This window comes from Streptomyces sp. 8N616 (assembly GCF_052246385.1).
Classification (GTDB): Bacteria; Actinomycetota; Actinomycetes; order Streptomycetales; family Streptomycetaceae; genus Streptomyces.
In genome coordinates, this window is the sequence record NZ_JBQQBY010000031.1 from 1 (window position 1) to 26,673 (window position 26,673).

The window sequence follows — 26,673 nt, forward strand, 5'->3', positions numbered from 1 at the left end:
CACCCCCACACCACCCGCCCTAAATGGGGCGGGTGGTGTGGGGGTGGGCGGAAAGCGCTGCGCCCCCTCCAACCCGCGACCCCCGCACGGCGGGGGAGACTTCGGAGAAGGGGAAGGGGCTGCTCAGCGGGACTTTGGGCGGGATGGGTGGGAAGACCGCGCACAGGGCGCGGAGTCCGGCCGCGGGCCGAGAGCACGACGGGCCCGCCGAGGGTCGGGAAGCAGACGTGCCCAGCGCCAACGGCGCGGGGCGGCGGGGGCGGTGCGCCCAGCGCGAGGTGGCGGAGGCGTCGCGCCCGGGTGCGGGGCGGCGGAGGCGTCGCACCCAGGCGCAGGGCGGCGGGGGCGGTGCCCCACCGCGAGGTGGCGGCCGTCGCGCCCACCGCGACGTGGCGGCGTTGTCGTGGCGCGGGGCTCAGTTGGGGTCGGCTGGGCGCCTGGTCAGGTGGGTGAACGCCTCGAGGTTGCGGGTCGATTCGCCGCGGGCCGTCCGCCAGGCGTACTCCTTGCGGATCGCGGTCGCAAAACCCATCTCCAGCAGGGTGTTGAAACTGCCGTCCGCGTTCTCCAGCACCGTCCCCAGCAGCCGGTCGAGTTCCTCCGGCGTCACCGCGGCCAGCGGCAGCTTCCCGACGAGGTAGATGTCGCCGAGCCGGTCGATCGCGTAACCCACCCCGAACAGCCGGGTGTTGCGCTCCAGCAGCCAGCGGTGGACCGCCGCCTCGTTCTCGTCCGGGCGCCGTACGACGAAGGCGTTGACCGACAGCGAGTGTCTCCCCACCACCAGCGAGCACGTCGTCGACAGCTTCCGCGTGCCCGGCAGCGTCACCACGTACCTGCCGTCCGCCGGGCTCTCCCACTCCAGACCCGCGTCCTTGAGCGTCTGCTCGATGATCTTGCGCGCCTCAGCCACGTCCACGTCAGCCATGCAGCGAGCGTAGACGACGCCGCTCCTGGATCGCCGCGGTGTACACGTCCGCCGTCGCCGAGGCCGCCGTGTCCCAGCCGAAGGCTTCGGCATGCCGGGCCGCCGCCGCGCCCATCCGGTCCGCCAGAGCCGGCTCGTCGGCGAAGCGCCGCAGCGCCCGCGCATAGTCGGCCGGTTCGTGGCCGGAGATGAGGAAGCCGCTCACCCCGTCCCGTACGGCCACGGGCAGGCCGCCGACCGCGGCCGCCACGACCGGGGTCCCGCACGCCTGCGCCTCGATCGCGACCAGGCCGAAGGACTCGCTGTACGAGGGCATGACCAGCACGGACGCCGCCCGGTACCAGTCTGCGAGCTGCTCCTGCCCGACCGGCGGCCGGAACCGGACCACGTCCGAGACGCCGAGCCGGGCGGCCAGCTTCTGCAGGCCCTCCGGCTTGGCCAGGCCGCTGCCGCTGGGCCCGCCGACCACCGGCACGACGAGCCGGTCGCGCAGCCCTGGACGCTCGTCGAGCAGCTCGGCGACCGCGCGGAGCAGCACGTCCGGCGCCTTGAGGGGCTGGATGCGGCCCGCGAAGAGCGGGATCAGCGCCTCCTGCGGCAGGCCGAGCCGGGCGCGGGCGGCGGCGCGTCCGTCGCGCGGGCGGAAGCGGTCGAGGTTGACGCCGGGGTGGACGACGGCGACCTTGCGGGGGTCGGCGTCGTAGTGCCGTACGAGCTCGGCCGCCTCTTCTGCGGTGTTCGCGACGAGCCGGTCGGCGGCCTCGACGATCTGCGTCTCGCCGATGACGCGGGCGGCGGGCTCGGGGGTATCGCCCTCGGCGAGGGCGCAGTTCTTGACCTTGGCCATGGTGTGCATGGCGTGAACCAGGGGGACGCCCCAGCGCTCGGCGGCGAGCCAGCCGACGTGGCCGGAGAGCCAGTAGTGGGAGTGGACGAGGTCGTAGTGGCCGGGGCGGTGTCCGGCCCAGGCCTGCATGACGCCGTGCGTGAAGGCGCAGAGCTGGGCGGGGAGGTTCTCCTTGGCGAGGCCTTCGTACGGGCCCGCGTCCACGTGCCGTACGAGGACGCCGGGCGCGAGCTCGACGGCGGGCGGGAGCGCGGCGCTGGTGGCCCGGGTGAAGATCTCGACCTCGATGTTGATCGCGGCGAGGCGCTTGGCGAGCTCGACGATGTATACGTTCATGCCGCCCGCATCGCCCGTACCGGGCTGGTGAAGGGGTGACGTGTGCACGCTGAACATCGCGGTGCGGCGGGGGCGGCGCGGGGCACCGGGCAGCCGGAGGCGCGGCGATGCCACCGCCGCGAGGGGGCCGTGGGCACGACCGCGGAGCGCTCCGAGCCGGGACACGTACTGGCTCACCGTGCGAGACCTCCTTGCTGGGCGCACAAGTGCTCTGACCGTGTAACCAGCGGAATACGCGATCGCATTTCCGCTTTGCCAAAACGTGACGAGGACCGCCTCGCCGGCGGGCCCGCGGGTCGCCTCGCCGGCAGGGGCTGCGGGCCGCGGCTCGCTTCGTCGGCGGGGCCGCTCCGGGCGGAGCGCCGCGGGCCGCCTGGCCGTTTCGGCGGGTGTGGGCGGAGGGGTTTGGGGGTGCCCTTACGCTCTTGGGTATGGCCGTCCGGATTCCGCATCAGCGCCCCGTTGGGACGGCGACCCGTGGGACGACCAATCCCAATCGGCTGCGGCGGATGGACCGGTGGATCGCCGCCGTGCACGGCGGCGCCGTGCGGCGCGGTCGGGAGGCGGTCGCCGTCGATCTCGGGTACGGGGCCGCGCCCTGGACCGCCGTGGAGCTGCTCGCGCGGCTGCGGACCGTACGCCCCGACGCGCGCGTGGTCGGGATCGAGATCGACCCGGCCCGCGTCCACGCGGCCCGCCCCTACGAGCGCGACGGCCTCGCCTTCGCGCACGGCGGCTTCGAGGTCCCCCTCCCCGGCGGCCACCGCCCCGTGCTGATCCGGGCCGCCAACGTGCTGCGCCAGTACGACGAGACCGAGGTCCGGGCCGTATGGGAGCGGCTGTGCGGGCGGCTCGCGTCCGGCGGGCTGCTCGTCGAGGGGACGTGCGACGAGATCGGGCGGCGGCACGTATGGGTCGCGCTCGGCCCCGAAGGGCCGCGTACGGTCACTTTCGCGACCCGGCTCGGATCGCTCGTACAACCCTCGGACCTGGCCGAACGGCTGCCGAAGGCACTCATCCACCGGAACGTGGCCGGTGAGCCCGTGCATGCGTTTCTGCGGGACTTCGACCGGGCGTGGGCGGCCGCCGCGCCGCTCGCTCCGCTCGGCGCGCGGCAGCGCTGGGTCCGGGCCGTCCGCGACCTCGCGGACGACTGGCCGCTGGACGGCGGGCCGAACCGCTGGCGCCAGGGCGAGGTCACCGTCCGCTGGGAAGCCCTGGCGCCGCGCGGCGGCTGAGAGCTGACACGAGTCCCGTCCACTCCCGTCAGCCACGAAGTCACGAACTCACCGAAGTCACGAAGTGACGGCGCGTCACAGCCCAGGATGGGAGCACAGGATCATCCGCGTCCGGCTGCTCACCTGCAGCCGCAGGGGCGGCCGGGATCACCTCGCCATACAGCCGCCCTGGAGGAACCGCGCCGCACCGCCCCGGCCGCGGTCGCCTGACCAGTGCGCGACAGCGACAGCGACAGGGGCACGGGACGTGCGCGACACGTGCGCGACACGGCGCGACCGGCGCCCGGCCGCAGCTCCTACCCGGCCCGCGCCGCCAGCGCCGTATCCGTCAGCCGCGCCAGCTCGCGCAGCGCCTCGGCCGTCGGCGAGCCCGGCTCCGCCGTGTACGTGCACAGCGTCTGGTCCGGATCCCCCGGGAGCCGGAAGGTCTCGTACGAGATCACCAGCTCGCCGACCAGCGGGTTCATGATCCGCTTGATGCCATTGAGGCGCTCCTGGACCGCCTGTGCGTCCCAGTGGCGCCGGAAGTCCGCGCTCCGCTCCTGCAGCTCGGCGATGACGGCGCGCAGCCCCGGATCGTCGGGGTACCGGCCGACCTCCGCGCGCAGCGAGGCCACGGTCTCCTGCGCGCCCTGTTCCCAGTCCGGGTACAGCTCCTTGGCGGCGGGGTGCAGGAAGGTCAGCAGGGCCCCGTTCCGCTCGCCCTCCGGGACCGCGTCGATGTCGAAGGAGACCCGCCCGGCCAGCCGGTTCCAGGCCAGGATCTCCATGCCGCGGCCGTAGATCATGGCCGGGACGGTGCCGTCCATCGCGTCCAGCAGTTGCCGGATCTCCGGGCGGACCCGCTGGGTGCCGTGCGCACCGCCCCGCCGCGGCAGCGTGATGTTGCGCAGATACGTGTGCTCGGCCGGCGTCATCCGCAGCGCCCGCGCGATCGCGTCCAGCACCGAGTCCGAGATGTTGTGGCTGCGGCCCTGCTCGATCCGCGTGTAGTAGTCGACGCTGATCCCCGCGAGCTGGGCGACCTCCTCGCGGCGCAGGCCGCGCACCCGGCGGCGCGAGGGGCCGTCCGGCAGCCCCAGCTCGGCGGGGGCGAGCGCGGCGCGCCGGGCCTTCAGAAACGAGCCGATCTCCGGTTCCGGGTCCACCATCGTTCCATTGTCCCGGACGGGACCCGCCACGTACCGGGAACGGCGACCCGCGGACAGGCTCCCTGGAGGGACCCGCCGCCCGCTCGAGCCGCTCAAGGTGGCCCTGGCAGACCCCGGTTGAGCCGGGCCTGGTGCGTGCCACCCCGGCGCCGGAGTGTGGTTCATGAAGAGCGCGCACCCGCGTACCGGCGTACGAAAGGCGAGACCCCCATGAAGCGCAGGATCCTCGGTGGCACCGGCATCTCGGTCAGCGAATACGCGCTGGGCGCGATGATGTTCGGCGCCTGGGGCAACCCCGATCACGACGAGTCGGAACGGATCATCCACCGCGCCCTGGATGCGGGCATCAATTTCGTGGACACCGCCGACGTCTACAGCCAGGGCGAATCGGAGGAGATCGTCGGCAAGGCTCTCAAGGGCCGCCGCGACGACGTCGTGCTCGCCACGAAGGGACACGGCTCGATGGGCGACGACCCCAACCGGGGCGGGAACTCCCGGCGCTGGATCACCCGCGCCGTCGAGGACAGCCTGCGCCGCCTGGGCACCGACCACATCGACCTCTACCAGATCCACCGTCCCGACCCCACCACGGACATCGACGAGACCCTGTCCGCCCTCTCCGACCTCGTACGGGCGGGCAAGATCCGCGCCATCGGCCACTCCACCTTCCCGGCGGAGCAGATCGTCGAGGCGCAGTGGGCCGCCGAGCGGCGCGGCCACGTCCGCTTCCGCACGGAGCAGCCGCCGTACTCGATCCTCGCCCGCGGCGTGGAGGCAGCGGTGCTGCCGACCGCCCAGCGGTACGGGATCGGCGTGCTGACCTGGGGCCCGCTGAGCGCGGGCTGGCTCTCCGGCAAGTACACGAAGGCGGCGGACGTCGACCTGGCGCCGGGGAGCGGGCGGGCTGCCCTCGAGCAGCACAAGTTCGACCCGTCGCTGCCGGGCAACGCCGCCAAGCTGGAGGCCGTGGGGCAGCTGACGAAGCTGGCGGCCGAGGCGGGGCTGAAGCTCCCGCACCTGGCGGTCGCGTTCGTACGGGCCCACCCGGCGGTCACGTCCGTGATCATCGGCCCGCGGACGTCCGCGCACCTCGAGGACCTGCTGGAGGCCGCGGACACCGAACTGAGCCAGGACGTGCTGGACCGGATCGACGAGATCGTGCCGCCGGGCACGGACCTCAACCGGGACGACAGCTACTACCTGCCGCCCGCGCTCTCCGACAAGGCACTCCGGCGGCGTTGAGCCGCCGGAACGGCCCCGGGGAGGCCGAGCTCAGACGAGCTCGGCCTCGCCCTGAACCGCGAGATCACGCGCGGGCATGAGCTGCACGCGGCCGAACAGCAGGGCGTACCCGGGCGGGAGCCGGTGGATCATGCGCTCCAGGAGATCGTCGCCCGCCAGGTCCGCCACCGCGCTCAGCACCGAGCCGACGTCCCACCGGGCGGTTGCCGCGGTGGCGCCCGGGACCCTGGCGGCGACGTTGTCGACGAACTCCGCCGCGGTCAGCGGCTTCACGGCGGGGATCTGGCCCGCCAGGACCGTGGCCGCCTCGGGCGGCAGGCGTCGGGCCAGTTTCACCCGCTCAGGCCCGGTCACATGGCCACCGAGGGCGGAGAGCACGATGCGGGCGACCCGCTCGGCCTCCTTCCTGGTGGGGTACTGCCCGCGCTCGCGCACGGTGTCCACGAAGTCGCTCCACCGCATGGGTTGGCTCCCTCCCTGTTCTCCTGGTTCAGCCCTGTTCCGCGCTCGCGCTCTCCCAGCCGGCGCTGCGGGTCGGCTGCGGCCGGCTGCCGGTCACCTGCTTCCGGCAGCCGGCCGCGGGCCGGTCAGCTGCTGATCTGCTTCGGCGCGCCGCCGCCGGCGATCTGGATCTTCCGCGGCTTCGCCTGCTCGGCGACCGGGATGCGGACCGTCAGCACACCGGCGTCGTACGAGGCGTCGATCCGCTCGGTGTCGAGGCTCTCGCCGAGGAAGAGCTGCCGGCTGAACGAACCCGCAGGGCGCTCTGCTGCGATCAGCTCGGCGCCTTCGGGTGCCGGCGAGCGGCGCTCGGCACGGACGGAAAGAACGTTGCGCTCGACGTCGAGGTCGATCGTCTCGGGGTCGACGCCCGGGAGGTCGAACTGGACCACGAACTCGTCGCCCGAGCGGTAGGCGTCCATGGGCATGGTCGCGGGCCGGGCGGCGGTACCGAGCAGCTGCTGGGTGAGGCGGTCGAACTCACGGAACGGGTCGGTACGCATGAGCATCACGGGTCATCTCCTTCCTCGCGGCACTGGTCTGCGATGCCCTTACGCCACTTATATAGCTCGGAGGAGAAAAGTTGACAAGCCCCGGCTCATGAAGAGGGGAATGCCTGCTCAGAATGGGTGTTGCGAGCCACGATCGGCCGCTCCGCGACGATCGGCCTTCCGCGGCGGACGGTCAGGACGCGTGGAGGTGCAGAGCGTGGAGGAGGTCGTCCACGAGGGCCCGGTCGCGCTCGTGGGTGAGGCGCAGCCGGGCCGCGGACGGCGGCAGCCAGACCAGCCAGTCCACCTCGCGGTTCGGCACGAAGGCGCCGCCCGTGGCCTCGGCGGCCCAGTAGGACACCTCTTTGGGCCGCCCGTTCGCCAGATAGTGCGCGGTGGGCAGGCGCGCGCCGGGCTCGCAGTCGTAGCCCGTCTCCTCGTACACCTCGCGCAGCGCGCCCCGCAGCGGGTCCTCGCCGCGCTTGAGCTTGCCCTTCGGGTGCGACCAGTCGTCGTACTTCGGCCGGTGCACCAGCGCGATCTCGACCGGCTCGGTGTGCTGCCCCTCGCGCGGAGTGCGCCGCCACAGGACGCACCCCGCCGCCCGCACCGTCCTGGTCCCGGCCCTCGTCCCGTCCGCCATCAGGCGTTCACCGCCAGTCGCTCCCAGAGCCGGCCGAAGGCGTACCGGGCCGCCTCGACGTCGTACCGCTGGTCCGCGTGGAGCACGCCGAGCGCGTACGCCGTCGCCGGGGCGATCCTCGGCGTACGGGCCGCGGCGGCGGCAGCGGCCGCGGCCTCCGCGGCATCGCGGTGCCGGTCGAGCGCCTGGGCCGCGCTCTGCAGCCGCACGCTCAGCACCGCGGACTCGTCGTCGGCACCGGCTTCCGCCGCGCCGCCCGCCGAGTCCAGCACCTCCTGCGCGTACCGGCGCAGCCGCACCAGCAGCCGCACCTGATGCCAGGGGGCGTCCTGCTGCTCGCTGGCGGGCGGCGCGTCGGCCGCGCCGGTGGCGGCGAGGCCGTGGACGAGAGCTTCCGCGTTGTACGGGTGCCCGGCCCGGTGGAGCGGCAGCGCCTCCACCGCTTCCACCAGCCGCCGGTGCACCACGTCGACCAGCGGTCCGAGCACCTTGTCCGCCGGTCCATCGGCGGCCGCCGCGTCGAGCGGTGCCTCGGAGGCCAGGACGGCGACGGCGTCGGCGACCGCGTGGAAGCGGGAGGAGCCGAGGGCCTGCAGCGCGGCGGAGTGCGCACGCGTCCGCGCGAGCGTCAACTGCCGCTCCAGCAGCGCCCCGGCGCGCGCGGCCCCGACGGTGAGCGTGCCGGCCGCGGACGTCGCGCCGCTCCGCGGCGGCGCGGATTCCGCGCCCGAGGCGCTCTCGCCCTGGCCTGCGGCACCGGACAGCGAGACCCGCGCCCGGGCGCCGGAAGCCCCGCGCCGCGCGGCGGACGGGCTGTCGGCCGGTTTCCCCGGCGAGCCGCGGTCCGCGCTCGCGGGCTCCACGGCCTCATCGGCCGGGCCGCGGCCGCAGGAAGCGGCGTGCGCCCCGGAAGCAGCACGCTGCGCGGCGGGCTCGTCGTCAGCGGGGTTCCGCGGCGAGCCCCGGTCCGGGCGCCCGGCGTCGTCGTCACCCGGCAGCCCTTCGGCCTCGCCGGGGGTCGTGGGCACGGAGGCCTGGGCGCGCGTGCCGCGGTTGATCCGCTGCGCGGACACGCGGCCGCGGGCAGCCCTGCGGCCGGAGTCGCCCGGCGTACGGTGCCCCGCTGCGGCTTGGGGCTGCACAACGCTGCCGTCCACGTCGGAGACGCTGTTCGCGCGGTCGGTGCCCGACTCGGGCTGCGCGGCTGCCTGGCCGCCGACCTGCCGGGACTCTCCCGGCCCCGCCGCCACACCCGACCCGGGCTCCGCGGGATCCGCCTCCGGAGCCTGCGCCGCGCCCCGGGCCTGGACGTGGCCACCGCCAGGCGTGTGCTCCTGATCGCCGGGCTCCGGACGGGCTTCCGACGCGCTCTCCGCAGGCCGCGTGCCCGGCTGGGCGAGGCGTGGCGTGTGGCCGTCGGGGCGGCGGCCCTGCCCCTGTCCGTCCGCCCTCGTGGCCGCGCCGGACGGCGCCGTCCCTGCCCCCGCGGGCTGTCCCCCGCCGTCGAAGAGGTCGTACAGGACCGCGTCGGCGCGCGGGGCCGCGTCCGCGCCGGAGAGGCGGTGCAGGGCGGAACGGAGGCGGGTCAGGCGGGCGGAGTACGCGTGCTCGCGGGCGAGCATGCCCGACAGCCAGGCCAGTTCGGCGCGGAGCGGGTCCGCCCACGCCGGGTCGGTCAGCGGCCGGAAGGTGTGCAGCGCGCCGCTGATCCGCCGCGCGGAGCGGCGCAGTTGGCGGGCCGCCTCGACGGCCTCCTCCGCGTCTGCGCCGCTCTCGCGGTGCAGCCGCAGGCTGCGCAGGAAGTCCGCGGCCTGCGCATGCAGATATCCCGCGAGCACGTCCCCCGCGGTGAGGGCGGCGGGAGGGCGTTCCACGAGTACGCGGCCGCCCCGGTCCGGCGCACCGGCCGCGGCGCCGGCTCCCCCGTCGGCCCCGGCCCCCGCACCGGCTCCGTCGCCGCCCCCGGCCCGGGAATCGTACGGCTCACGCGGCTCCTGCGGCTCAGGCGCCTCGCGCGTATACCGGCGGTCCGGTCCCGGCCGGGCCGCGGGCTCTGGCCAGGGCGAGCCGCCCCCGTCCCCGTAGCCGCCCGCAGGGTCAAGATGTCGCTGGGCCACGCCGGCGCCTCCGGGCGTCGATGAGCATTTCCTGCACGTTCCGCAGCGCCTGTCCGTCCGCATCCACGGCGTGCCGCGTCCAGTCGCCGTCCGGGCCGAGATGCCAGGAGGCGGTGTTGTCCGACATGCCGGTCTCGAGGAGCCGGCTGAGGGCCGCCCGGTGGGCGGGGTCGCTCACCCGCACCAGCGCCTCGATACGACGGTCCAGGTTCCGGTGCATCATGTCGGCGCTGCCGAGCCAGACTTCGGGTTCGCCGCCGTTCCCGAAGGCGAAAACCCGCGAGTGCTCGAGGAAGCGCCCGAGCACGCTCCGTACCCGTATGTTCTCGGACAGGCCCGCGACGCCCGGGCGCAGCGCGCAGATGCCGCGCACCCACACGTCCACGGGCACGCCTGCCTGCGCGGCCCGGTAGAGGGCGTCGATGACGGCCTCGTCGACCATCGAGTTGACCTTGACACGTATGTACGCGTCGCGCCCGGAGCGGTGGTTCGCCGCCTCCTTGTTGATCCGCTGGATCAGGCCGTCGCGCAGAGATCTCGGCGCGACGAGCAGGCGGCGGTAGGTCTCGCGGCGCGAGTAGCCGGACAGCCGGTTGAAGAGGTCGGAGAGGTCGGCCCCGACCTGCTGGTCGGCGGTCAGCAACCCCAGGTCCTCGTAGAGCCGGGCGGTCTTCGGGTGGTAGTTGCCGGTCCCGACGTGGCTGTAGCGGCGCAGGGTCTCGCCCTCCTGCCGGACGACGAGCGACAGCTTGCAGTGCGTCTTCAGCCCCACCAGGCCGTAGACGACATGGCAGCCCGCCTCCTCCAGCTTCCGCGCCCACTTGATGTTGGCCTGCTCGTCGAAGCGCGCCTTGATCTCGACGAGGACCAGCACCTGCTTGCCGGACTCCGCGGCGTCTATCAGGGCGTTCACGATCGGCGAGTCACCGGAGGTCCGGTAGAGCGTCTGCTTGATCGCGAGCACGTCGGGGTCGTCCGCGGCCTGCTCGAGGAAGGCCTGGACGGAGGTCGAGAACGAGTCGTACGGGTGGTGCAGCAGCACGTCCCGTTCGCGCAGCGCCGCGAAGATGTCGGGGGCCTGCGCGGACTCGACCTCGGCGAGGTCGCGGTGGGTGCCCGCCACGAACTTCGGGTACTTCAGCTCGGGGCGGTCGAGTTTCACGAGGCCGAAGAGGCCGGTGAGGTCGAGCGGACCGGGCAGCGGGTGCACCTCGGCCTCGGTGATCTTCAGCTCCCGGACCAGGCGGTCCAGGACCTTGGGGGCCATGGACTCCTCGACCTCGAGGCGGACCGGCGGCCCGAAGCGCCGCCGCATGAGCTCCTTCTCCAGGGCCTTGAGGAGGTTCTCAGCGTCGTCCTCCTCCACCTCCAGGTCCTCGTTGCGGGTGACCCGGAACATGTGGTGGGCGAGCACCTCCATCCCCGGGAACAGCTCCTCCAGGTGCGCCGCGATCACGTCCTCCAGCGGTACGTACCGCTGCGGCGACACCTCGAGGAAACGGGACAGCAGCGGCGGCACCTTCACGCGCGCGAAGTGCTCGTGGCCGCTGACCGGGTTCCTGACCACGACCGCGAGGTTGAGGGAGAGGCCCGAGATGTACGGGAAGGGGTGCGCCGGGTCGACCGCGAGGGGGGTCAGCACGGGGAAGATCTGCTGGCGGAAGAGGGTGAACAGGCGAGCCTGCTCCTTCTCCGTCAGGTCCGGCCAGCGGATGAGGTGAATGCCCTCGTCGGCGAGCGCGGGCAGCACGTCCTGCTGGAAGCAGGCCGCGTGCCGGGCCATGAGCTCGCGCGAGCGGGTCCAGATCAGGTCCAGGACCTCGCGGGGCTGCAGGCCGGAGGCGGAGCGGGTGGCCACACCGGTCGCGATACGGCGCTTCAGGCCCGCGACCCGGACCATGAAGAACTCGTCGAGGTTGCTCGCGAAGATCGCCAGGAAATTGGCCCGCTCCAGGAGCGGGGTCGCCGCGTCCTCGGCGAGCTCCAGCACCCGCTCGTTGAAGGCCAGCCAGCTGCGCTCGCGGTCCAGGAAGCGGCCCTGCGGCAGCTCACCGTCCTGACCGTGGTCGTCGTACCCGTCCAGATCGGCGTCGAGGTCGGGCTCGAGATCGGAGGCGACCGCGGCCACGGTGGCGGGGCGGTGCGCGGCGATGGACCCGACCGAGGGCTGCACGTGCTGGATCGGTGCCGGAGCGCTGGAGTCGTTCATGTCCTCATTGTTCCGCGCTGCGGCCCGGAAGGGCGCATCTGAAATGGGGGGAGGGGCGGCTCGTAGCCGTCGCGTGGGGTCGGTCGGCACAGCGTGCTGCATTCAGTGATGCTCGCAAGCGAGTCTGAATCACCGGTAACGCGAACATGGCGGACAGGCAATCGCGCCACTGCGCGCGGATGGCGGGCCCCTCGCCACGGCGGCGGAATTCTTCCCCGCCGCTGCGGGGAATTCTTTCCCGCAGCGCCGACGAACGACCCTGCGGCGGATCCCTTCCCGCCGCGGCAGCGACGGCCCTGCGACCAAATCTCCTTCCCGCCGCAACGGCGAACGGCCACCACGGCGGAGACCGGCAGTCCAGAACCGGCCCCCGGCGGATCCCCATGGCACCCGAGCCGAGACCGCACGACACCCGCCGAACCACACCGCCGAACTTCCCGCCGCCCCGGCAGGCAAAGATCTCCGCCGCAACGCCGACCGGCCACCACGGCAGGGACCGGCGGTGCCAACCCGCCCCCAGGCGGATCCCCGTAACACCCACGCCGAGACCGCACGACACCCGCCGAACCACACCGCCGAACTTCCCGCCGCCCCGGCAGGCAAAGATTCCCGCCGCAACGCCGAACGACCACCACGGCAGGGACCGACAGTGCCAACCCGCCCCCAGGCGGATCCCCGTAACACCCACGCCGAGACCGCACGACACCCGCCGAACCACGCCCGGGACTTCCCGCCGCCGCGCGGGAAAGGATTTCCGCCGCGGCGGCGAGCGGATCGCCCGTACAGCCCGGGCCGGAGGCCGTTAGGTTTCGGTGCGGTACATCAGGTCCGTCTCGTGCGTCGTGAAGCCCAGCCGCTCGTAGACCGTCACCGCCGGGACATTGTCCGCGTCCACGTAGAGCATCGCGGTCGGCAGGCCCTCCGCCGCCAGGTGCCGGAGGCCGATCGCGGTGAGGGCCTTGCCGAGGCCGCCGCCCTGGGCGCCAGGGACGACGCCCAGGACGTACACCTCGCCCAGTTGCTCCGCCGCGTGGACCTTCGTCCAGTGGAAGCCGGCGATCCGCACGCCCTCCGCCTCCCGCCCCGGCTCCACCCGCCCCGGCTCCTCCCGCACCGCGAGGAAGAACCCCCGCGGGTCGAACCACGGCTCCGCCTTGCGGTCGTCCAGGTCCCGCTGCGTGAGCGACCCCTGCTCGGGGTGGTGGGCGAAGGCGGCGGCGTTGGCGGCCAGCCACGCCGCGTCGTCGTCCCCCGGACGGAAGGTCCGTACGGTCACACCCTCCGGCAGCACCGGCTCCGCGAGCGCGAGACCCGCGAGCGGCCGCCGCATCTGCCGCAGCTCCCGGAACAGCGAGAGGCCGAGCACCTGCGCCAGGTGCCGCGCCGCCGGGTGCCCGCCGTGCGCCCACAGCCGCAGCCGCTTGCCCGACGCCTCGAGCAGCGCGCTGCCGAGTGCCCGCCCGTGCCCGCGGCCGCGGTGCTCGGGGTCCACGACCAGCTCGGCCGCCGGCGCCTCGACCGGGTCGGTCTCCTCCAGCTGCGCGTAACCGGCGAGCACGCGGCCGCCCTCCCCGTCGTCCTCGTGCAGTAGCAGGTGGCGTACGCCCTCACGGGGGCCGCCGCGCAGCTGCAGCCGGCCCTGCTCGGACACCGCCTGCTGCCCGTCGACCCGGGCCGCCCGCGCCAGCAGCTCCAGCACGTCCCGCACCGCCTCGGGCGCCAACTCGTCGAGGATCTCGACCCTGCGCGCGGCGCCCGTACCGTCCACCACGTAGCTCATGCCCTGAGCCTACGACTCGGTGCCCGTGACGTGGACCATCCGGATGAGGGCGGGGTTCCGCGCCTGCGGGCCGCCCGGCGCCCGGCGCGGGGCGCCGGCAGCGCCCCGCGCCACCCCGCCGCAACGCGCTCGTCACTTCAACACTCCTGACACGCTACGCGCGTTGACCGTAGGCTGCCCCCACTTGGAGCCACCCAAAGACCCATACCTCCACTCATCTCGCTGTCCACGAAGGGGAACTCATGCCAGCGACACCTCAACGGCGCCGTGCCGTACGCCGGTTGACCACTGGTGCGGCCGTGCTCGCCGCCGCGGCCGGTGTGCTGTCGGCCGCGATTCCGGCCGGGGCCGAGAGCGGCGCCCGGCCCGGCGACGCCCACGCCTCCGGCCACGGCCGCACCGTCGACGTGCAGTTGCTCTCCTTCAACGACTTCCACGGCAACCTCGAACCCCCGGCCGGCTCCTCGGGGCAGGTGACGGAACAGCACCCGGACGGCAGTACGGAGAAGATCGACGCGGGCGGCGTCGAATACCTCGCCACCGCGCTGCGCACCGCCCGCAAGGACCACCGCTACAGCGTCACCGCCGCCGCGGGCGACATGATCGGCGCGAGCCCGCTGCTCTCCGGCCTCTTCCACGACGAGCCGACCATCGAGGCGATGAACAGGCTCGACCTCGACGTCAGCGGCGTCGGCAACCACGAGTTCGACGAGGGCCGCGGGGAACTCGAGCGCATGCAGAAGGGCGGCTGCCACCCCAAGGACGGCTGCTACGAGGACGGCAAGGTCTTCGAGGGCGCCGACTTCCCCTACCTCGCCGCCAACGTCACCGACGAGAAGACCGGCAAGCCGATCCTCAAGCCGTACACGGTCTGGGAGCGGCACGGCGTGAAGATCGGGTTCATCGGCGTGACCCTGGAGGGCACCCCGGACATCGTCTCCGCCGAAGGCGTCAAAGGCCTGAAGTTCCACGACGAGATCGAGACCGTCAACACGTACGCCAAGAAGCTGGACCGGCTCGGTGTGAAGTCGATCGTCGCCCTCATCCACGAGGGCGGGGCGCCCGCCTCCCCCGCGTACAACTACGACTGCGACAGCCCCGGCCCCGGCGACGGCGTCTCGGGCCCGATCACCGACATCGCCAAGGGCATCACGCCGAAGGTCGACGCGCTGGTCACCGGCCACACCCATCAGGCGTACGTGTGCACCGTCCCGGACCCGGCGGGGCAGCCGCGCATGGTCACGTCGGCGTCCTCGTACGGCAAGCTCTACACCGACACGACGCTCACCTACGACCGCCGCACCCGCGACATCGTGCGCACGAGCGTCGCGTCCGCCAACCGCGTCGTACGCCGCGACCAGCCCAAGGCCGCGGACATGACGGCTCTCATCCAGCGCTGGAACAAGCTGGCCGCGCCGGTCGCGAACCGGCCCATCGGCTACATCTCCGCCGACATCCCCGGCCGCGGCGCCGCGACCCCCGAGTCGCCGCTCGGCGACCTGATCGCGGACGCGCAGCTGGAGGCCATGGCCCCGGCCGACAAGGGCGGCGCGCAGATCGCCCTCATGAACCCGGGCGGGATCCGGTCCGACCTCGTGCACAAGGCGTCGGGCGGCGAGGGCGACGGCGTCGTGACGTACGGCGAGGGCTTCACGGTGCAGCCGTTCACCAACATGATGACCGCGGTCGACCTCACCGGCGCGCAGCTGATCACCGCCCTCCAGCAGCAGGTCAGCGGCCCGAACGAGGCCTCGCCGAAGATCCTTCAGGTCTCTGAGGGCTTCACGTACACGCTGGATCTGACGAAGTCGGGCGCGGCCAGGGTGGTGACGGACTCGGTGAAGCTGAACGGTGAACCGATCGACCAGGCGAAGACGTACCGCGTCGCGATGAACGAGTTCCTGTCGGGCGGCGGCGACGGCTTCCCGGTCTTCAAGGAGGGCGGGAACAAGCTGGTCGGCAAGTCCGACCTGGAGGCGCTGACGGCGTACTTCGCCGCCCACTCCTCGGCGGCCGAGCCCCTGTCCCCGCCGAAGGCGGACCGCATCACGGTCGTGCAGGAGTGAAGTAGCCGGCCGTCCGCTGCGGCGCCCCGGGCACGCAGCGCCCGGTGCGCCGCAGGCGGCGGACACGCATGGGTCGCGCCTTCGCGGGAACCTCGTCAAGCACCGAGTGCCAGCGAATCCCATGGACGGACGTCGCCATGGACATCGTCGAGGAAACCCCGCACCGCTTCCGGATCGACCGCCAGGGCCCCATGAGGGTCCCCGGCATCGTGTTCGCCTCTCGCGACCTGCTCCCCCAGGGCGGCGGCGAGGCGCTGCAGCAGGTCGCCAACGTCGCCACGCTGCCCGGTATCGTCACGGCCTCGTACGCGATGCCGGACGTGCACTGGGGCTACGGCTTCCCCATCGGCGGGGTCGCCGCGACCGACATCGAGCAGGGCGGGGTCGTCTCGCCCGGCGGCGTCGGCTTCGACATCTCCTGCGGGGTGCGGCTGCTGGCCGCCGAGCTCACCGCCCGCGACCTGGCGCACGCCGCACTGGACCGTCTGATGGACGGCCTGGACCACGCGACCCCGCGCGGCATGCGGCGCGGCGCGGTCTGGCACCTCTCGGGGCGCGGCCAGCTGGAGAAGGTGCTGGCCGGGGGCTCCCGGTACGCGGTGGAGGCGGGCCACGGCGAGCGCCGCGACCTGGACCGCTGCGAGGACTCCGGCGCGGTCTCCGACGCCGACCCCGGGCAGGTCAGCGAACGGGCCATGGACCGTGGTCTCGGCCAGGTCGGCAGCCTGGGCTCGGGCAACCACTTCCTGGAGGTGCAGCAGGTCGCCGAGATCTACGACGACGCGGCCGCGAAGGCCTTCGGACTGCACCTGGGCCAGGTCTGCGTAATGATCCACTGCGGCTCGCGCGGACTCGGCCACCAGATCTGCACCGACCACGTACGAGCCATGGAAGCGGAGATGCCGCGCTACGGGATCGAGGTGCCCGACCGGCAGCTGGCATGCGCACCCGTCGACTCGCCGCGGGGCCGGGCGTACCTGGGAGCGATGGCCGCGGCGGCCAACTACGGCCGCGCCAACCGGCAGCTGCTCGCCGACGCCGCCCGCCACGTCTTCGCCAAGGTCACCGCCGCGCACCTCGAGCTGGTCTACGACGTCTCCCACAACCTCGCGAAGGTGGAGACCCACGCCGTCGAGGGTTCGGAGCGGCGGCTGTGCGTGCACCGCAAGGGCGCCACGCGCGCGCTGCCCCCCGCCCACCCGGATCTGCCGCCCGACCTGCGCCCCTTCGGCCAGCCCGTGCTGATCCCCGGGACCATGGGCACGGCCTCGTACGTGCTGACCGGGGTGACCGGCGGGCAGGCCTTCTACTCCACCTGCCATGGGGCGGGGCGGGTGCTCAGCAGACACGCGGCGGTCAAGACGATCCCGGGGAAGCAGCTGCGGGACCGGCTGGAGGGGCAGGGGATCGCGGTGCGCGCCAGCACCTGGAAGGGCCTGGCGGAGGAGACGCCCGAGGCGTACAAGGACGTCGGCGCGGTGGTCGAGACGAGCGAGGCGGCGGGCCTGTGCCGGAGGGTCGCCCGGCTGACCCCGCTGGGCGTGGTCAAGGGCTGAGCTGCTGAGCCGGGTGCTGAGCTGGATGCAGGAGCGGGTGCTGAAGCGGATGCTGAACCCGTTTCAGACGTCCACCGTCACCACGCACGACCACCGCACGTGGTCGCTCGCGAAGTGCAGCCCGTGCAGCGACACCGCCTTCGGCTGCGCACCGACGGCCTCGACGGACTCGGTTCCGGCCACGGCAAGCCTCAGGTCCAGCGTGCCGTCGGTGGCCTGCGGCTCCTCGTCGCCCGGCTCCGCCCCGCCCGCTTCGACCTCGCCGGCCTCGATGTCGACCGGTACGTCACCATGCACGTCGAGCCGGTAGATCACCTCGTCGAGGACGGTGAGCAGCATGTCCTCGGCGGGCCCTTCGGGGACGGAGACCGTCACGAAGTTGTCGGGCCGCACCCCGGAGACGTCCGCGAAGGACTCCACCAGGCCGAGCACCGCCTCCGCGATGCACTCGTCGCGCGTCGGGGCCCACGCCTCGATACGGATGTCCGCAGTGTGCGGAACCGCGCGGTGGCCGCGTGTCGGCGTCGTCATGAGGACCTCGTCGTCGGGGGCCGGGACAGGCTTCCGGGACAGCCTGCCGACAGTGCCTGCGAGTCTAGGTTCGACGGGGGCCGTGTGAAATCGGACGCACTGGCCGAGTAACGACGCCAAAACTTGCGTTCGAGGGCGACTTACGTGATCGGATATCCCGATGCGACCCCCCACACGCATACCCTCACAACAGAGTTCGGCCGCCGGCGGCTATGCCCCGCGCCTCTCCGAGACCCTTGAGGTCCCCCGCGTCCGGCCCCCGGCGCCGCGCAACCCGTACGAGGATCTGGCCGCGCTCGCCGAGCCCGAAGAGGACTACGCGGACTATGCGGATGACGCGGGGTACGGCCACTCGGACGACGATGACCCGCTCGGCCTCGGGCTCCGGGAGGACGACGACGAGGCCGGGGACGAGTGGGCGCCGCCCGACCACCGCCGTTCGCGCCGCCGCCGCGGCAGATTCGCCGCCCTTCCGGTCGCCGCGAAGGCAGTCGTCGCGGTCCTCGTCGCGGCCGCGTTCCTGACGGTCGCCGACCGCTGGGCCGTGCTCTACGCCGAGCAGCGCGCCCAGGAGAAGCTCAAGGACTCGCTCCACCTCGCCGCCGAACCCGAAGTCACCATCCACGGCTTCCCGTTCCTGACCCAGATGGCGGACAAGCGGCTGGGCCGCGTGGATGTCGCCATTCCGGATGTCGCGGCCGACCGGGTCTCGCTCGCGAAGGTGGAGGCGACAGCCGAGGACATACGGCTCTCCGGCAGCCTGCCCGCCTCCATCCGCGGCGCGCTCATCGGGCGGATGCGGGGCGATGTGCTGCTGTCCTTCGACGACCTGAACCGGGAGCTCGGCTCCTCACAGGTGAAGTTCACCGATATGGGCCACAACTCGGTGCTCGCGGTCGGGAAGCTGCCGGTGGCGGGGCACGAGCTGCGGATGCGGGCCGAGGCGCACATCCGGCGGGTGGGCGGCCGGGGCATCGAGACCGACATCGCGGGGATGCGGCTCGACGTCGCGGACGTGGCGACGTACCGGCCGGGCAAGCGCGCCGGGCTGCAGCTCACCCGCAAGGCGGCGGAGCGGGTCAGGCGCGACATGGCTCAGGCGAAGGCGCTGCTGTCGGTGCCGTCGCTGGCGCAGCGGCTCGGTGTGCCGCCGTCGGTCCTGGAGGAGACGCTGCGCAGCGACGAGCGGCTGCACGAGGTGACCGGGGCGCCGCGCTTCGTGGAGAAGGTGATGGGGCTCAACCTCGTCGATGTCGTCGCCGAGCACCCCTGGCTGCTGAAGAAGGTCGGCATCGACCCGGCGCTGGTCGCGGGGCTGATGAAGCTGACACAGCCTCAGCTGTCGGAGCGGCTCTCGCTGGCCTTCGAACTGCCGGACGTGCCGGGGTACGTGCGGCTGCGGGACATCTCGGTCGAGGAGGACGGCATCCGCGTCGACCTGTCCGGCATGGACCTCCCGTTCGGCGACCGTTAGCCCTTCCGGCGGACCGGCTGGGGCCACCTACCAGCGGTAGTCGGGGGGAGCCGAGCCGACCGGTCGCCATGAGCCCCGGCCGGGAGACGGCACGGCGGCGCCGGGCTCGGCCAGCCGCGGCGGGCAGCCGGAGATCAGCACGCCGGGGGCGGTGTCGCCGCCCCCGGCAGCCGTACAGCGGCCACCGTGCCGCCGCCTACCGCCGCCCGGAGGCCCACCTCGCCGCCAGCCTGCTGGACCGTACGGGCCACGATCGACAGGCCGAGGCCGGAGCCCGGCAGGCTGCGCGCCGAGGGCGCACGCCAGAAGCGCTCGAAGACATACGGCAGTTCGTCGTCCGGGATGCCGGGCCCATGGTCCCGTACGGTCAACTCCCCGCTCTTGAGGGCGACCTCGACCAAACCACCTGAAGGGCTACTGCTGTCTCCCGGGGGACGTCCCCCGTAACCCCCGTAACCCCCGTAACCCCCGTAACCCCCGTAACCCCCGGAGAATTTCACAGCATTGTCGAGGAGGTTGACCACGGCCCGCTCGAGGGCCGCGGGCTCGCCCCGGACGTACCAGGGGTCGAGATCGGCCGTGATCTTCAGGCCGGAGCCGCGCAGCCGGACCCGCCGTACGGCCCGGCCGGCGATCTCGTGCAGCGCAACGATGTCCGCGGGCCCGCTCCCGGCCGCCGCGTCCGGCCTGGACAATTCCTGCAGATCGCCGATGAGCGCAGCCAGCTCGACGACCTGCGCCTTCACCGAGTCCAGCAGCGCGCGCCGGTCCTCGGCCGGGAGCGCACGGCCGGTCTCCTCGCTGCGCACCAGCAGTTCGATGTTGGTACGCAGCGAGGTGAGCGGAGTGCGCAGCTCGTGTCCCGCGTCGGCGATCAGCTGCTGCTGCCGGTCCCGGGACGAGGCGAGTGCGGCGGTCATCGAGTTGAACGACCGCGAGAGCCGGGCGATCTCGTCCTCGCCCTCAGCCGGGATACGGACCGCCAGGTCCTCCGTACGCGCCACGTGCTCGACCGCGTCCGTGAGCCGGTCCACCGGCCTGAGCCCGGCCCGCGCGATCCACAGCCCGGCACTCGCCGCACCGATCACGCCTGCCCCGGCGACGAAGGTGAGGACGAGGGCGAGCGTATTGAGGGTGTCGTTGACCTCGGCCAGGGGGCGGGCGACGGACACGGCGGCGTCGGTGCCGCGCAGCGGGGTGGTCAGCACCCGGTACTCGGCGCCGTTCGAGCCCTTGGCGTCGTGCACGGCCTCGGGCGAACTGCCGTTCGCCACGGCCGTGTCGGCGTCCGTCACATTCAGCGACTGCGCGCCGAGGACGACGCAACCGGCGCCGTCGCTCGTCACGACCTGGATCGTCGCCCTGAAGGGGTCGCCGAGACCCTGCTGGGCCTCGGGGGGCGGAGTCGCCCGGCATCGACCGGAGTTGAGCAGCGAGATGACATCGCGGTCGGGGAAGCTGCTGCGGCTCTCCCCGAGGGAGTCGTCGAGCGAATTGATCAGCGCCCGCTGGACCAGGAACCAGCACACCATGGCGCACACCGCCACGGCCACGGCGACCGCGACCGTAGTGAGCAGAGCGAGCCGCGAGCGGAGCGGCAGCCGGCCGAAGCGGCGGATCATGCTGCCCCGCCGTCCTGGCCGGGCCCGCCGCCCCCGCCAGTGCCGCCGGGCCCGCCGGTCCCGCTCTCGGCGACGTCCCCGCCGACCGCTCCGACCGCTCCGACCGCTCCGACCCCGCCCACCCCGCCGACCGCGCCGGCTCCGCCGCGCAGCACGTAACCGACGCCGCGCACCGTGTGCACCAGCCGCGGCTCCCCGCCCGCCTCGGTTTTGCGGCGCAGATACATCACGTAGACGTCGAGGGAGTTGGAGCTCGGCTCGAAGTCGAAGCCCCATACGGCCTTGAGGATCTGCTCGCGGGTCAGCACCTGCCGCGGGTGGGAGAGGAACATCTCCAGCAGCGTGAACTCCGTGCGCGTCAGCTCGACCGTCCGCCCGCCCCGCGTGACCTCGCGCGTGGCGAGGTCCATCCGCAGGTCGCCGAACGCCAGCAGCCGCCCCTCCGGCTCGGGCACCCCGGCCGCCACTGCGTACGAGCTGCGGCGCAGCAGCGCGCGGATCCGGGCCAGCAGTTCGTCCAGCTCAAACGGCTTGACCAGGTAGTCATCCGCCCCGGCGTCCAGGCCGGTGACGCGGTCGCCGACCGTGTCGCGCGCGGTCAGCATCAGGATGGGCACGGTCGCGCCGGATGCGCGCAGCCTGCGCGCGGCGGTGAGCCCGTCCATGCGCGGCATCAGCACGTCGAGCACGACGAGATCGGGCTCGTACGCGCCGACCTTCTCCAGCGCGTCGAGACCGTCGAGGGCGAGCTCCGTGCCGTACCCCTCGAACGCGAGGCTCCGCTGCAGCGCCTCGCGCACGGCGGGCTCGTCGTCGACGATCAGGACGCGGTGATCGCGGTGATCGCGGGCGTCGCGGTGGTCGCGGTGGTCGCGGGCGTCGCGGTGGTCGCGGGCGTCGCGGTGGTCGCCTTCGGCGGGACTCATGGGGGCTGCTACCTCGGGTTGTCTTCTACGAGCGGCTCGGCGCGCGGTGCCGCGGCGCGGGCGGGGCGAGGCCCTGTGGCCGACGGCGGAACTCTGTGGCCGGGGCGGGGCGGGGTGGTGCGGGGGCGGTGCGGGATGCGGACGCTGCCAGCCTCGCACGCCGAGCGCCCGCGCGGCGCAGCCGCCGCGAGGCACGGGGGGCATGCGGGCGGCGCAGGCCGCCACTGGCGCAACCCCGGCGCGGGACGCGCGGGTTGCAGGGCGGGCGCGCGCTGCGTGCAGGACATCCCGGTCACTCCTGCGATGGCACCGCACCGACCCGCGCACCTGCGCGGAGCCGCCGGCCCGCCGACCAGGCGTGTCCGCGGACAACGCCCCAGCCTCGCCACTCCCGGCCGCACGAAGCCGCGACCGAGCGACCGAGCGGCGGAGCTCCGCAGCCCGCAGCCCGCGGAGAGGAACAGAAACGCCGAGGTGGACCGGCCGGCCGTCGGTCAACGGCCAGCCGACGGCTCAGCTGCCGCCACCGCTCCCGCTCCCGCCGTCGCGCAGGTCGTCGAGAATCTGCTTGACCTTGTTGATCGGAATCGCGAAGCCGAGGCCGACGCTGCCCGCGTCGCGGGACTGCGCACCGGCGGCCGACGTCGGTGAGTACATCGCCGAGTTGATGCCGATGATCTCGCCGCGCATGTTGACCAGGGCGCCGCCGGAGTTGCCCGGGTTGAGCGAGGCGTCGGTCTGCAGAGCCTTGTACGTGGTGGTGGTCCCGCCCACCTCGCCGTTGTACTGCCCGCCGCCGAACTCGAACGGCCACTGCCCGTCGCCGCCGGGCCCCTGACCCTGCCCCTGGCTCCCCTGACCGTCCTCCTTCTGGACGGTCACGTCGCGGTCGAGGGCGGAGATGATTCCGCTGGTCACAGTCCCGGACAGACCCTCGGGCGACCCGATGGCGACGACCTCGTCACCGACCTTCACCTTGTCGGAGTCGCCGAGCACGGCGGCCCTCAGCCCGCTGACGTCCTGTGCCTTGACCAGCGCCATGTCGAAGTCGGGGTTCGTGCCCACGACTTCGGCGGTGGCGGTCTTGCCGTTGCTGAAGGTGATCTTGATGGAGGAGGCGCCGGAAATGACGTGGTTGTTGGTCAGGATCTCGCCGTCCGAGGTCGTGATGACGCCGGAGCCGGTGGACCGACCGGTCTGCGAGGTCGCGGTGATCTCGACGACGCTCGGGCCGACGGCGGCGGCGACACCGGTCACGGTGCCGCCCGTCGAAACCGACCTCGACGTGGCCGTACCGTTGACCGGGCTTCCGTTGCCGGCCGACCGCCCGGTGAGGTTCTCGGCGAGCAGCGCCGAACCGCCGCCGACCGCGGCCGCGACGATGGCCACCGCGGCGATCAGCGCCACGGGCCGCCGCGCACGCCGATGCCCGCCCGGTGCGGTGCCGGGCACCTGAGGCTCATGAACCGGCGGCGCGGGATGCGAGGCATCGTACGGAGCCGGGCCCGGGCCGTATGGACTGCGAATCACATCGTTGTCGGTCATGCCCTCGACGATGAGCACGCAACATGAGAACGCGCTGAGTACGCCGTGAGAACCCCGGCAGAAGCGCGTATGCCCGGCATAAACACCCCCACCGCAGCCCCGCCCCGAAAGACCGCGACCGCCCCGCCGCGGGCGCGCGACGCAAGTGGCCCAGACGCGGCCTCGCGACGTGCGGCGGGCGCGACTGCCCCCGCCGGTGCTTGGCTCCCGCGAAGCGGGCGGCCGGACCGGCGAGGTCAGCGGCAGCCGCAGGACTTCCGTACCACCAGCGCCGACGGGAACTGCTTCAGCCGCTCGCGCCGCGCGCCGGCGACCCGCAAGCCGTCGTCCAGTACCAGGTCCACCGCCGCCCGCGCCATCGCCTCGCGGTCCGAGGCGATGGTCGTGAGCGGCGGGTCCGTCAGGGCCGCTTCCTTCACGTCGTCGAAGCCGGCGACCGCCAGCTCCCCCGGTACGTCGATGCGCAGCTCCCGCGCCGCCCGCAGCACGCCGATCGCCTGGTCGTCCGTCGCGCACACGATCGCCGGGGGCCGGTCGGGCCCGCCCAGCAGGCCGAGCGCCACCTGGTACGCGTCGTAGCGGTTGTACTGGGCGTGGAAGAGGCGGCCCTCCGTCGGCCGCCCCGCCTCGCGCATCGCGCGCCGCCAGCCCTCGACGTGATCGGTCACCGGGTCGCCGAAGACCGGGGTGGACTCGACGCCGCCGAGGCAGGCCACGTACGCGTGTCCGTGCTCCAGCAGGTGCCGGGTGGCGAGCTGCGCGCCCCCCACGTCGTCCGTCACCACGGCCACGTCGTCGATCGCGTCCGGCCGCCGGTGCAGCAGCACCACGCGCGCGTCCCAGGCGTCGATCTCCGCGGCCGCGTGCTCGCTGGGCCCCTGGCTGACCAGGATGAGCCCGGCCACCCGCATGCCGAGGAAGGCCCGCAGATAGTGGACCTCGCGCTCGTCCAGGTAGTCGGAGTTCCCGACCAGGACCATCTTTCCGCGGTCGGCGGCAGCCTGTTCCACCGCGTGTGCCATCTCCGCGAAGAACGGCTGCCGCGCGTCCGGGACGATCATTCCTATGAGGTCGGTACGGCGTGAGGCCATGGCCTGGGCGACCCGGTCCGGCCGGTACCCCAGCTCCTTGATCGCTGCGAGTACCCGCTCGCGGGTGGCCGGAGCGACCGGCCGGGGTCCGTTGTTGATGACGTAGCTGACAACCGCGGTCGAGGTCCCCGCCAGTCTTGCCACATCGTCACGCGTCACCTTGGCCACGGCGGGCAGTCTACGCGGGATGACTCAGCCCTTCGCAGGGCGTACGGCAATGGCTTGGACACCCTCGAGCGCGCCCCCGGATGCCACCTCGGGCTCGTCGTCCGCGGTACCGGCAGCACGCTCCGCCGACGCCGCAGCCGCAGCCGCCGCGTCCTGCGCCGCCGCCTCCGCCTTGGCCTCCTCGGCTGCCGCGGCACGCGCCGCCCGGTCGACCTTCTCCGGCGTGACGAAGCGGTAGCCGACGTTCCGTACGGTCCCGATCAGCGACTCGTGCTCGGGCCCGAGCTTCGCCCGCAGCCGCCGCACGTGGACGTCCACCGTCCGCGTACCGCCGAAGTAGTCGTAGCCCCACACCTCCTGGAGCAGCTGCGCGCGCGTGAAGACCCGCCCCGGGTGCTGCGCGAGGTATTTCAGGAGCTCGAACTCCTTGAAGGTCAGGTCGAGGACCCGGCCCTTGAGCTTGGCGCTGTACGTGGCCTCGTCGACCGACAGGTCACCGTTGCGGATCTCCATCGGGCTGTCGTCCGCCGAGATCTGCTGCCTGCCCATCGCGAGCCGCAGCCGGGCCTCGACCTCGGCCGGGCCCGCCGTGTCGAGCAGGACGTCGTCGATGCCCCAGTCCGCGGTGACGGCGGCGAGCCCGCCCTCCGTCACGACGAGGATCAGCGGGCAGCCGGGGCCCGTGGAGCGAAGAAGCTGGCACAGGGACCGCACCTGCGGGAGGTCGCGCCGCCCGTCGATGAGGATCACATCGGCGCCGGGGGTGTCCACCAGAGCCGGGCCCTCTGCAGGGGCCACGCGCACGCTGTGCAGCAGCAGGCCGAGAGCCGGCAGCACCTCGGTGGAGGGTTGCAGGGCGTTCGTGAGAAGCAGGAGTGAGCTCATCGGCGGCCCCCTTCGGTCGCGGGGTCGTACCCGTATGCCCGGATCGTACGATCCGGAATGCTTCGCTTGCCCATTACGTCGGTTCCTCCTCGGTCCCATGCGAGGACGTATGTGGCACTGCTCTGTACCGTCGTGCGGCGGCTCCGCGCCCTGGAGCACGCCCGCGCTCATCCGCGCACAAGCCGCCGAGAAGCACGAAAGGACCCGGGGGCTACGCTGCCCGGATCCTCTTCCGAGCAAGAATAGCCCACATGAGCTCCGGACCAGAGGCCGAATTCGTACTGCCTTGTGTTTCCTCCATCACTTCGGGTGTTCGTCAGGTGCGTCGGCGGACCTGGCTGCTGACAGAGGACGGCGTACGGATCGAGGCCGCATACGAGCCCTGGGCGGGCGCCCCGGGCACTCCGGGCACCTCGGGCACTCGGGGCGCTCCGGGAGGTACCGCCGGGCCGGCCGCCGGCGCGACGGACGGCGGCGGCGACGGCACAACGCCGCGCGGCGACCTGGCCATCGTGATCGCGCACGGCTTCAGCGGCTCGCTGCACCGGCCCGCGCTGCAGCGGGCGGCGCGGACGTTCGCCCAGCACACGGCCGTGATCACGTTCTCCTTCCGGGGCCACGGACGCTCCGGCGGACGGTCCACCGTCGGCGATCGCGAGGTGCTCGACGTGGCGGCCGTGGTGCGGTGGGCGCGGTCGCTGGGGCACGCGCGCGTGGCGACGGTGGGCTTCTCCATGGGCGGCTCCGTGGTCATCCGGCACGCGGCTCTCTACAGGTCGGCGGCAGCGGCGGTTCGGGCGTACGGAGGATCGTCAAGCGGTGCACAGGAGCATCCGGAGCACGGGGGGCGCACGGATTCACTTCCACCGGGGCGCGCTGCCGTCGCCGCACACGCGCCTGCCGGCACGCACACCGACGCCGTCGTGGCGATCAGCGCCCCCGCCCGCTGGTACTACCGCGGCACCGCGCCGATGCGGCGGCTGCACTGGGTCGTGCAGCGGCGCCTGGGCCGGCTCGTCGGCCGGTTCGGGCTGCGCACCCGTATCCACCCGAAGGACTGGGACCCGGTGCCGCTGGCCCCCGTCGAGGCAGTGCCGCTGATCCCGCCGGTCCCGCTGCTGATCGTGCACGGCGACCGGGACCCGTACTTCCCGCTCGACCACCCGCACTCGCTGGCGGACGCGGCGCCCGACGGCGCGGCCGAGCTGTGGATCGAGGCGGACCTCGGACACGCGGAGAACGCAGCGGACCCGACTCTGCTGCACCGGATCGCCGAGTGGCTGGTGGCGGCCCGGTAGGGCCCCGCTGTTCGGCTCGAGTCCGGCG

21 protein-coding genes and 1 pseudogene are annotated in these 26,673 nt (G+C 73.2%); 6 read left to right on the forward strand and 16 right to left on the reverse strand.

Annotated elements, in window-relative coordinates; all coding sequences use genetic code 11:
* Positions 1–415 precede the first annotated feature (415 nt).
* Both ACTWQC_RS25630 and mshA read right to left on the reverse strand, forming a co-directional pair.
* Positions 416–928 (reverse strand): YbjN domain-containing protein, encoded by a 513-nt coding sequence (locus ACTWQC_RS25630; protein ID WP_443318151.1) that lies wholly within the window; start codon positions 926–928, stop codon positions 416–418.
* Positions 921–2,288 (reverse strand): D-inositol-3-phosphate glycosyltransferase, encoded by a 1,368-nt coding sequence (mshA, locus tag ACTWQC_RS25635; protein WP_443318152.1) that lies wholly within the window; start codon positions 2,286–2,288, stop codon positions 921–923. The genes ACTWQC_RS25630 and mshA overlap by 8 nt, the downstream gene beginning before the upstream one ends.
* Positions 2,289–2,542: 254 nt before the next feature.
* On the opposite strand from mshA, the gene ACTWQC_RS25640 reads away from it, so the two are divergent.
* Positions 2,543–3,349, forward strand: a complete 807-nt coding sequence (locus ACTWQC_RS25640) for a class I SAM-dependent methyltransferase (RefSeq protein ID WP_443318153.1) — start codon at positions 2,543–2,545, stop codon at positions 3,347–3,349.
* A 296-nt stretch (positions 3,350–3,645) separates the two neighbouring features.
* Here the strand turns inward: ACTWQC_RS25640 and ACTWQC_RS25645 are convergent, their stop codons facing one another.
* Positions 3,646–4,500 carry a helix-turn-helix domain-containing protein gene (locus ACTWQC_RS25645; RefSeq protein ID WP_443318154.1) on the reverse strand — a complete coding sequence of 285 codons (855 nt, stop codon included), beginning with the start codon at positions 4,498–4,500 and terminating at the stop codon, positions 3,646–3,648.
* A 210-nt stretch (positions 4,501–4,710) separates the two neighbouring features.
* On the opposite strand from ACTWQC_RS25645, the gene ACTWQC_RS25650 reads away from it, so the two are divergent.
* Positions 4,711–5,742, forward strand: coding sequence for an aldo/keto reductase (locus ACTWQC_RS25650; RefSeq protein WP_443318155.1), 1,032 nt, complete (start codon positions 4,711–4,713; stop codon positions 5,740–5,742).
* A 30-nt stretch (positions 5,743–5,772) separates the two neighbouring features.
* Here the strand turns inward: ACTWQC_RS25650 and ACTWQC_RS25655 are convergent, their stop codons facing one another.
* The 7 genes and pseudogenes from ACTWQC_RS25655 to mshD form a co-directional block, all read right to left on the reverse strand.
* A complete protein-coding gene (locus ACTWQC_RS25655; RefSeq protein ID WP_443318156.1) occupies positions 5,773–6,204 on the reverse strand; it encodes a DUF2267 domain-containing protein in 432 nt (143 codons plus the stop codon).
* A gap of 125 nt (positions 6,205–6,329) precedes the next feature.
* Positions 6,330–6,752 carry an Hsp20/alpha crystallin family protein gene (locus tag ACTWQC_RS25660; protein ID WP_443318232.1) on the reverse strand — a complete coding sequence of 141 codons (423 nt, stop codon included), beginning with the start codon at positions 6,750–6,752 and terminating at the stop codon, positions 6,330–6,332.
* A 175-nt stretch (positions 6,753–6,927) separates the two neighbouring features.
* On the reverse strand, positions 6,928–7,377 hold the full coding sequence (locus ACTWQC_RS25665; RefSeq protein WP_443318157.1) for an NUDIX hydrolase: 450 nt from the start codon (positions 7,375–7,377) through the stop codon (positions 6,928–6,930).
* Positions 7,377–8,450, reverse strand: coding sequence for a CHAD domain-containing protein (locus ACTWQC_RS25670; RefSeq protein ID WP_443318233.1), 1,074 nt, complete (start codon positions 8,448–8,450; stop codon positions 7,377–7,379). The genes ACTWQC_RS25665 and ACTWQC_RS25670 overlap by 1 nt, the downstream gene beginning before the upstream one ends.
* Positions 8,451–8,912: 462 nt before the next feature.
* Positions 8,913–9,557, reverse strand: a pseudogene (locus tag ACTWQC_RS25675) (CHAD domain-containing protein); the annotation flags it as partial.
* Positions 9,475–11,703, reverse strand: coding sequence for an RNA degradosome polyphosphate kinase (locus ACTWQC_RS25680; protein WP_443318158.1), 2,229 nt, complete (start codon positions 11,701–11,703; stop codon positions 9,475–9,477). The pseudogene ACTWQC_RS25675 and the gene ACTWQC_RS25680, both read right to left, overlap by 83 nt.
* 802 nt (positions 11,704–12,505) lie before the next feature.
* Positions 12,506–13,483, reverse strand: coding sequence for a mycothiol synthase (mshD, locus tag ACTWQC_RS25685; RefSeq protein ID WP_443318159.1), 978 nt, complete (start codon positions 13,481–13,483; stop codon positions 12,506–12,508).
* Positions 13,484–13,725: 242 nt separating this feature from the next.
* On the opposite strand from mshD, the gene ACTWQC_RS25690 reads away from it, so the two are divergent.
* Positions 13,726–15,549 (forward strand): bifunctional metallophosphatase/5'-nucleotidase, encoded by a 1,824-nt coding sequence (locus tag ACTWQC_RS25690; protein WP_443318160.1) that lies wholly within the window; start codon positions 13,726–13,728, stop codon positions 15,547–15,549.
* 137 nt (positions 15,550–15,686) lie between these two features.
* Positions 15,687–17,105 (forward strand): RtcB family protein, encoded by a 1,419-nt coding sequence (locus tag ACTWQC_RS25695; protein ID WP_443318161.1) that lies wholly within the window; start codon positions 15,687–15,689, stop codon positions 17,103–17,105.
* A gap of 63 nt (positions 17,106–17,168) precedes the next feature.
* Here the strand turns inward: ACTWQC_RS25695 and ACTWQC_RS25700 are convergent, their stop codons facing one another.
* Positions 17,169–17,636 carry an archease gene (locus tag ACTWQC_RS25700; protein ID WP_443318162.1) on the reverse strand — a complete coding sequence of 156 codons (468 nt, stop codon included), beginning with the start codon at positions 17,634–17,636 and terminating at the stop codon, positions 17,169–17,171.
* Between the two features lie 160 nt (positions 17,637–17,796).
* On the opposite strand from ACTWQC_RS25700, the gene ACTWQC_RS25705 reads away from it, so the two are divergent.
* A complete protein-coding gene (locus ACTWQC_RS25705) occupies positions 17,797–19,110 on the forward strand; it encodes an LmeA family phospholipid-binding protein (protein ID WP_443318163.1) in 1,314 nt (437 codons plus the stop codon).
* A 134-nt stretch (positions 19,111–19,244) separates the two neighbouring features.
* Here ACTWQC_RS25705 and ACTWQC_RS25710 read toward each other — a convergent pair whose 3' ends face one another.
* From ACTWQC_RS25710 to ACTWQC_RS25730, 5 genes are all read right to left on the reverse strand, one after another.
* A complete protein-coding gene (locus ACTWQC_RS25710; protein WP_443318164.1) occupies positions 19,245–20,732 on the reverse strand; it encodes a sensor histidine kinase in 1,488 nt (495 codons plus the stop codon).
* Positions 20,729–21,658 carry a response regulator transcription factor gene (locus ACTWQC_RS25715; protein WP_443318165.1) on the reverse strand — a complete coding sequence of 310 codons (930 nt, stop codon included), beginning with the start codon at positions 21,656–21,658 and terminating at the stop codon, positions 20,729–20,731. The genes ACTWQC_RS25710 and ACTWQC_RS25715 overlap by 4 nt, the downstream gene beginning before the upstream one ends.
* Positions 21,659–22,171: 513 nt before the next feature.
* The gene (locus ACTWQC_RS25720; RefSeq protein ID WP_443318166.1) at positions 22,172–23,110 is read right to left on the reverse strand and encodes a S1C family serine protease; all 939 of its coding nucleotides are present in this window, start codon (positions 23,108–23,110) and stop codon (positions 22,172–22,174) included.
* A 329-nt stretch (positions 23,111–23,439) separates the two neighbouring features.
* Positions 23,440–24,462, reverse strand: coding sequence for a LacI family DNA-binding transcriptional regulator (locus tag ACTWQC_RS25725; protein ID WP_443318167.1), 1,023 nt, complete (start codon positions 24,460–24,462; stop codon positions 23,440–23,442).
* Between the two features lie 24 nt (positions 24,463–24,486).
* Positions 24,487–25,347 (reverse strand): response regulator transcription factor, encoded by an 861-nt coding sequence (locus tag ACTWQC_RS25730; RefSeq protein WP_443318168.1) that lies wholly within the window; start codon positions 25,345–25,347, stop codon positions 24,487–24,489.
* A 251-nt stretch (positions 25,348–25,598) separates the two neighbouring features.
* Between ACTWQC_RS25730 and ACTWQC_RS25735 the strand changes: the two genes are divergently transcribed.
* The gene (locus ACTWQC_RS25735) at positions 25,599–26,645 is read left to right on the forward strand and encodes an alpha/beta hydrolase (protein ID WP_443318169.1); all 1,047 of its coding nucleotides are present in this window, start codon (positions 25,599–25,601) and stop codon (positions 26,643–26,645) included.
* The last annotated feature ends 28 nt before the right edge of the window (positions 26,646–26,673 follow it).

Bases quoted from the DNA above. Each gene is read 5' to 3' on its own strand.
- ACTWQC_RS25655 (WP_443318156.1), bottom strand. From the start codon at position 6,204: ATGCGGTGGAGCGACTTCGTGGACACCGTGCGCGAGCGCGGGCAGTAC.
- ACTWQC_RS25660 (WP_443318232.1), bottom strand. From the start codon at position 6,752: ATGCTCATGCGTACCGACCCGTTCCGTGAGTTCGACCGCCTCACCCAG.
- ACTWQC_RS25645 (WP_443318154.1), bottom strand. From the start codon at position 4,500: ATGGTGGACCCGGAACCGGAGATCGGCTCGTTTCTGAAGGCCCGGCGC.
- ACTWQC_RS25735 (WP_443318169.1), top strand. From the start codon at position 25,599: ATGAGCTCCGGACCAGAGGCCGAATTCGTACTGCCTTGTGTTTCCTCC.
- ACTWQC_RS25650 (WP_443318155.1), top strand. From the start codon at position 4,711: ATGAAGCGCAGGATCCTCGGTGGCACCGGCATCTCGGTCAGCGAATAC.
- ACTWQC_RS25730 (WP_443318168.1), bottom strand. From the start codon at position 25,347: ATGAGCTCACTCCTGCTTCTCACGAACGCCCTGCAACCCTCCACCGAG.
- ACTWQC_RS25665 (WP_443318157.1), bottom strand. From the start codon at position 7,377: ATGGCGGACGGGACGAGGGCCGGGACCAGGACGGTGCGGGCGGCGGGG.
- ACTWQC_RS25700 (WP_443318162.1), bottom strand. From the start codon at position 17,636: ATGACGACGCCGACACGCGGCCACCGCGCGGTTCCGCACACTGCGGAC.
- ACTWQC_RS25690 (WP_443318160.1), top strand. From the start codon at position 13,726: ATGCCAGCGACACCTCAACGGCGCCGTGCCGTACGCCGGTTGACCACT.
- ACTWQC_RS25715 (WP_443318165.1), bottom strand. From the start codon at position 21,658: ATGAGTCCCGCCGAAGGCGACCACCGCGACGCCCGCGACCACCGCGAC.
- ACTWQC_RS25705 (WP_443318163.1), top strand. From the start codon at position 17,797: ATGCGACCCCCCACACGCATACCCTCACAACAGAGTTCGGCCGCCGGC.
- ACTWQC_RS25640 (WP_443318153.1), top strand. From the start codon at position 2,543: ATGGCCGTCCGGATTCCGCATCAGCGCCCCGTTGGGACGGCGACCCGT.
- ACTWQC_RS25680 (WP_443318158.1), bottom strand. From the start codon at position 11,703: ATGAACGACTCCAGCGCTCCGGCACCGATCCAGCACGTGCAGCCCTCG.
- ACTWQC_RS25695 (WP_443318161.1), top strand. From the start codon at position 15,687: ATGGACATCGTCGAGGAAACCCCGCACCGCTTCCGGATCGACCGCCAG.
- ACTWQC_RS25710 (WP_443318164.1), bottom strand. From the start codon at position 20,732: ATGATCCGCCGCTTCGGCCGGCTGCCGCTCCGCTCGCGGCTCGCTCTG.
- mshD (WP_443318159.1), bottom strand. From the start codon at position 13,483: ATGAGCTACGTGGTGGACGGTACGGGCGCCGCGCGCAGGGTCGAGATC.
- ACTWQC_RS25630 (WP_443318151.1), bottom strand. From the start codon at position 928: ATGGCTGACGTGGACGTGGCTGAGGCGCGCAAGATCATCGAGCAGACG.